At 51.8% G+C, this 5,361-nt stretch carries 5 protein-coding genes, 1 tRNA gene and 2 pseudogenes; 2 read left to right on the top strand and 6 right to left on the bottom strand.

Annotated elements, in window-relative coordinates; translation table 11 throughout:
- Positions 1 to 310: 310 nt before the first annotated feature.
- The 3 genes from DBY66_RS17620 to DBY66_RS17630 form a co-directional block, all read right to left on the bottom strand.
- Positions 311 to 988, bottom strand: coding sequence for a MarC family NAAT transporter (locus DBY66_RS17620; protein WP_065650243.1), 678 nt, complete (start codon positions 986 to 988; stop codon positions 311 to 313).
- A gap of 55 nt (positions 989 to 1,043) precedes the next feature.
- A complete protein-coding gene (locus DBY66_RS17625; RefSeq protein WP_071669124.1) occupies positions 1,044 to 1,679 on the bottom strand; it encodes a hypothetical protein in 636 nt (211 codons plus the stop codon).
- 149 nt (positions 1,680 to 1,828) lie between these two features.
- Positions 1,829 to 2,335, bottom strand: a complete 507-nt coding sequence (locus tag DBY66_RS17630) for a DUF2501 domain-containing protein (protein WP_071669152.1) — start codon at positions 2,333 to 2,335, stop codon at positions 1,829 to 1,831.
- Positions 2,336 to 2,577: 242 nt separating this feature from the next.
- On the opposite strand from DBY66_RS17630, the gene DBY66_RS17635 reads away from it, so the two are divergent.
- Positions 2,578 to 2,662, top strand: a tRNA-Leu gene (locus DBY66_RS17635).
- A gap of 189 nt (positions 2,663 to 2,851) precedes the next feature.
- Positions 2,852 to 3,232, top strand: a pseudogene (locus DBY66_RS17640) (Arm DNA-binding domain-containing protein); the annotation flags it as partial.
- A 14-nt stretch (positions 3,233 to 3,246) separates the two neighbouring features.
- Here DBY66_RS17640 and DBY66_RS17645 read toward each other — a convergent pair.
- The 3 genes and pseudogenes from DBY66_RS17645 to DBY66_RS17655 form a co-directional block, all read right to left on the bottom strand.
- A protein-coding gene (locus tag DBY66_RS17645) for an IS3 family transposase (RefSeq protein WP_108570013.1) occupies positions 3,247 to 4,394 on the bottom strand; the annotation gives its coding sequence in 2 pieces (ribosomal slippage) (positions 3,247 to 4,157 and positions 4,157 to 4,394; 1,149 coding nt in all).
- A gap of 61 nt (positions 4,395 to 4,455) precedes the next feature.
- Positions 4,456 to 4,914: pseudogene (locus DBY66_RS17650) on the bottom strand (relaxase/mobilization nuclease domain-containing protein); the annotation flags it as partial.
- A complete protein-coding gene (locus DBY66_RS17655; RefSeq protein WP_233499600.1) occupies positions 4,883 to 5,314 on the bottom strand; it encodes a hypothetical protein in 432 nt (143 codons plus the stop codon). The gene DBY66_RS17655 and the pseudogene DBY66_RS17650, both read right to left, overlap by 32 nt.
- Positions 5,315 to 5,361: the final 47 nt, after the last annotated feature.

The following is a 5,361-nucleotide window of genomic DNA, read 5'->3' on the forward strand; positions in this document are numbered from 1 at the left end:
TATCCATCCCCCGTAGGGGCGCCATTCATGGCGCCCTGGCCGATGCCCGCACGACATTCAATAACGCCCGGATTTAATCAGGGGCGCATAAATGCGCCCCCTGCGGGATTCGTACGACATTCGATAACGACCGGATTCAACCAGGGGCGCATAAATGCGCCCCCTACGGGACTCGTACAACATTCGATAATATCCATCCCCCGTAGGGGCGCCATTCATGGCGCCCTGGCCGATGCCCGCACGACATTCAATAACGCCCGGATTTAACCAGGGGCGCATAAATGCGCCCCCTACGGGGCCCGCACAAAACTCAATGAAACGTGCGCACCACTTCCAGCACGCCGTTGATCACGAACTGCACGCCCATACAGACCAGCAGAAAACCCATCAGGCGCGAAATCGCTTCAATGCCGCCTTTGCCTACCAGCTTCATAATCGCGCCGGAGCTGCGCAGTGAAATCCATAAAATCAGGGCTACCACCAGAAAGGTCAGCACCGGGGCGACCATCACCACCCAAGCGGGGAAATCGACGCCCGCTTTCACCGTTGAGGCTGAACTGATGATCATCGCAATGGTACCCGGGCCGGCGGTGCTCGGCATCGCCAGCGGCACAAAGGCGATATTCACCGTCTCACGCGGATCGTCACTGGCATCCTGCTCATCTTTTTTATGGCGCGCCTCTACCGAATGGCCGACCGGTTTTGCCGGAAACAGCATGCGAAAGCCGATAAAGGCGACAATCAGTCCGCCCGCCATGCGCAGGCCGGGAATCGAGATACCAAAGGTGTGCAGCACCGCGTTGCCGGCGTACCAGGCGACCATCATGATCAGAAACACATAAACCGACGCCTGCAGCGCCTGACGGTTACGCTCCTGAAAATTCATCTCGCCCGCCAGCCCTAAAAACAGCGCCACGGTCGTCAGAGGGTTGGCCAGCGGCAGGATCACCACCAGCCCGAGGCCTATCGCTTTGAAGAGTTCCAGCATCATGCATCTCCGCAGGGCAGGGCCGCGTGCGCGGCCCTGTGACAGGATGTATTACTCAGTGCTTTGGCGTGTCGAGCGCTTCGATCATCTCGGGGAAAAAATCTTCCAGCAGCTCCGGCGTCATCAGTTCGGGGTAGTTAATGAGGTGTTCGCGGATGCGCTCATTGACCTCCGGCAGCAGGCGCTGCGCGGCATCATCAGCGCTGATTTTTTTCTGCTTCATCAGGCGCAGCACGTTATCCGGCAGGCTATCTTCATCCTCCACCTCATCCACGCCTTCCAGCGCGTCGAGCTCATCCAGCAGATCCATCAGCGCTTCGATCTGCGGCGTGCGCGACTCATACTCCGCCGGGCGTTCGCTCTCGAGATAGCGCAGCAGGGCGCGCACCGGCGATCCATCCGGCGTAGCAGGCGGCTCGCTGGCGAACCAGCTCAGCAGGTCATGCTGGCTCACCTGATGGACGTGATAGCCGTTATCGGTCAGCTCATCGGCGAGGATATCAGCGGTGTCGTGCTCAATCAGGCAGATATGGGTGCGCTTTGGCGTGTACTGTTCCAGCCACTGATAGATCTCTTCAATGACGCTGTCGTCATACTGAAAGGTCTGGTTGAGGTAGCTGTCATCCTGCTCATGTACGCAGAGCCGAATCAGATCGGGATCGAAGTAAATCGCTATGTTGATGCCTTTCATGCGCGCTGTCCTGTTTGCTGCAAAATCTCACTATAGCGTCAGGGCGCACAGAAAAACATGGGGAGGCCAGCAGCGTACGCATCTGGCCATAAAAAATCTCATTCATCAGCACGATAAGGCCGGGACAGCAGCCCGGCACACGGCGCTGATTACATGCCGATATATTTTTTGCCCTGCTTCAGCACGACATCACACGCTTTGGTTTTAAGCTTCTCACCCATTGGCGAGTTGCTCAGGCTCTGCAGGTTAAGCTGCTGGCCATTACCGGTATTGAGCAGGCCCGCGATTCCCTGCTGATAATCAGTTTTCTGCTCCTGCGCCGCCGGCGTGCTCAGGCCGAGTTTGCTCAGCACCTGCTCTTTCACCGACTTCACGTTGTTATCCACCACGTTATGCTGCACGCAGTACTCCATCACGCCCGCTGCGTTGGTCATATTGCTGGCGCTTACCGCTTTATCGCCGCCGTTCAGCAGGCCGGTCAGCGTGGAGAGCGACAGCCCGCCGCTCTGCGCGCCATTGCTGCTGGTGGTATTGCTGTTTTGCTGCTGCGAGAGCTGTGAAGCGGCGCTGCTCAGCTGATCCTGCCAGCTCGCCGCCGACGCGCTGCCCGCGACCAGTGCTGCTGCCATACCCCATGCCCAAACGCCGCGTTGCATTGATTTACTCATGTATAACCTCATGGTTCCGTCTTTCAGACGCCGATAATGCAGGATATGAGGAGGAAGATCTCAGAAAGTTCCGGAGAAGCGGGCAGGGCCATGCAGATTGAGAGTGTTCTGGTTTTTGATGAGATGATGACGCTGTTTTTTTCAACGCTCAGCGCACGCGCTACTCAATAGCGGTTGCACACCCCACGGGTAACGGTATAATCGCCAGCGTTTTCCGTATCCTTATCCATGCCGGAGTGGCGAAATCGGTAGACGCAGTTGATTCAAAATCAACCGTAGAAATACGTGCCGGTTCGAGTCCGGCCTTCGGCACCATACAAAGCTTTTTTCAAGTCTACTAACGTCTACTTTAGTCCATAAAAACAGTAAGTTAAGCAGGTTTTTGGCTTTTCTTAGTCTGTCTACGTCTACTCAATTCCTTGAACATATACCAACTGATGATGGTATAACTGATGGTATTCCCGGTTCGATTGATTTTGGTACCAACACTGGAGGTATCAACTGATGGCTCTCACGGATATCAAAGTTAGGACTACCAAGCCCTCCGACAAACCTTTCAAACTCACTGATGGGCAGGGGATGCACTTGCTGATCAACCCCAATGGCTCAAAATACTGGCGACTTCAATATCGTTTCGACGGTAAACAAAAAGTTTTAGCATTGGGTGTCTACCCAATGGTCTCTCTTGGTGAAGCTCGCAGGAAACGAGATGAGGCCAAAAAGTTGGTATCTGATGGTATTGACCCTTCCGAGAAGAAAAAAGCAGACAAGATCGAGCAGAGCGAAGCTCTGACATTCGAGGCTGTCGCAAGGTACTGGCATACTGCCTGTAAAAGGAAATGGTCTGATTCCCACAGCGAGAGAGTTCTAAAAAGCATGGATGAATCGCCACGAATAATCTAGACACTTCCGATCCGTTGATAATACTGGTTTTCATATTCTGTCAGTGACATCTGATTGCTCGAACCATGCCGACGCTTACTGTTATAAAACATTTCGATGTAATCAAAAATATCGCTGCGGGCTTCTTCCCGCGTTCCGTAGATCTTTTTCTTTATGCGCTCTCGTTTCAGTAACTGGAAAAAGCTTTCTGCAACCGCGTTATCGTGACAGTTACCGCGACGGCTCATACTTCCTTCCAGCCCGTGTGATTTCAGGAATGACTGCCACTCATGGCTTGTATACTGACTGCCCTGGTCAGAGTGGACCAGCACCTTTCTTTTCGGATTACGCCGCCATACAGCCATCAGCAGTGCGTTCAGGACAATGTCCTTTGTCATCCGGGATTGCATTGACCAGCCGATAATTTTGCGTGAGAACAGGTCAACAACCACGGCCAGATACAGCCAGCCCTTGTGAGTCCTGATGTAGGTTATGTCCGTTACCCAACGCTCATCCGGAGCATCCGGATTGAACTGTCGCTGGAGCTTGTTGGGTGACACGATACTGGCCTCGCCTTTGCGTACCCGCGGGCTCCGGTACCCGACCTGGGCCTTTATCCCGACACGCTTCATCAGTCGCCAGACTCTGTTCACTCCGCACTGTTGCCCGCTATCCCGCAAGTCCACATGGATCTTGCGATAACCATAAACGCAACCGGACTCCAGCCAGAACTGTTTAATCTGTCCCGTCAGTCTCAGATTTACCTGGTGGCGCTTAGTATGCGGCTGCTGAAGCCAGGCGTAAAAGCCACTGGGATGAACATTCAGCACCCGACAGAGCAGACGAACAGGCCAGCAACTGCTGTTGTCACGGATAAAGACGTACCTCAGTCGGACAGCTTTGCGAAGTACGCCGCGGCTTTTTTTAATATGTCCCGTTCGTCGGTAACCCGCTTCAGCTCCTTCTGGAGCCGGCGGATCTCGGCCTGAGCATCTGACTGTTCTTTATGAGTGGATGAGTCCGGACCGTACTTCTTTATCCAGGCGTAAAGGCTGTGGGTGGTGATATCGAGACGTGTTGCAACGCTGGCAACTGAATAACCGCGATCAACAACCTGTTTGACTGCTTCAATTTTAAACTCTTCGGGATAACGCTTACCGCTCATGGGCACCTCTCTTTAAGCCATCTTAAATGACTCGGAGGTGTCTGTTAAACCCGTGGCGATTCACTGTCAGACCATGAGCGATTTCGAGTTCACCGATGATCCGGGTGCTGATGAGGTTTTCGTTCCTACCCAAGTAGAGTTTCCCTCCATTGAGGTCTATACGACTTGCGATAATGTGTATGTGCTGACCAGCCGGATCGTCATGAAGTACATAGCAACGAACATGAGTATCACTGAATCCCATCCTTTTCATGTAGTCGTCAGCTATGGTTACCCACGGGTCATTCGATAATGATTCACCATCAGGTAAACGGAGGGAGTTATGCCATACTGGTTTCTGGACATCTGGCCGAAGCTGTTTTGTGCCATTGAATTCGGAAATCAGTTCAAGAGCGGAGCCACCCAGCATATTGCCCCCGATTACGACTGGAGCACTTTTATGATGTGCTCCCGCCTGCAATGCATAACGAACAACACCAGCGAAGCTCTTACCCCTTTTGATCTTCTGCATACCCTTCATAGGGTTTGCTCCATATGTTGTCAGCATTTAGCAGGTGCTGGCGAAGCTCTTGTAGTTGTCGTTTCACAGCGAAAAGCTCTGTATGAGTGAGCTGGCTATCTTTGCTCTTACCATCTATATGGATCGCAATTCGATTTAGCTTTTGTGATATTTCAGTTAAAGCTTTCCAGGCTTCGATATTAATCTCTGGTATTAAAGGGATGATTTTATTCAAAGCTAATTTACGAAGCCATACGCTTTTATTCGTCGAGCCCCGTTTAATATCAATGATTTTCATTTCTTTATTATTAAATCTTACACTAACGCAATGTACCCTATGCGAAGATGAATTTTGATCGATACTTTTATCGGGATGGTTTTTCGTATTAATTACTTGTCCTTTTTCGGGTTTTTTTATCATATGAAATCCTTTTCATAATTAAAGTAGTTTTCTCTACAATCTTTATT

Source organism: Pantoea sp. RIT413 (assembly GCF_003057675.2).
Lineage (GTDB): Bacteria > Pseudomonadota > Gammaproteobacteria > Enterobacterales > Enterobacteriaceae > Pantoea > Pantoea eucrina.